This window comes from Pseudoalteromonas sp. S1650, assembly GCF_005887195.1.
GTDB lineage: Bacteria > Pseudomonadota > Gammaproteobacteria > Enterobacterales > Alteromonadaceae > Pseudoalteromonas > Pseudoalteromonas simplex.
This window is the reverse complement of record NZ_PNDF01000185.1, coordinates 1-213: the sequence shown is the minus strand read 5'-3', so window position 1 is coordinate 213 and position 213 is coordinate 1. Positions and strand designations below refer to the sequence as shown.

Genomic DNA, 213 nt, shown 5'->3' with positions numbered 1-213 from the left:
GCTTTTTTCGCTTTAGCACGCGCGATAGCGGCAGCAACCGCAGACTTTTTATCGTCTTTATCGACGCTTTCTTCACCTTGCTCTAATGCTTTTTGCTCTTTGTATTTACGTGCCTGTTCTTTACGCGCTGCACGTTCTTTAGCTACTTCAGAGTTATCAGGCTCAAGCTCTGCACCTTGCTTTTTCGCTTTTGCACGGGCAATAGCTGCGGCA

General features: G+C 47.4%; 1 protein-coding gene. It reads right to left on the bottom strand.

What is annotated here, in order from left to right; genetic code table 11:
• The coding region (locus tag CWB80_RS22110) for a hypothetical protein (protein ID WP_138686321.1) at window positions 1-213 on the bottom strand (213 nt) is incomplete at both ends.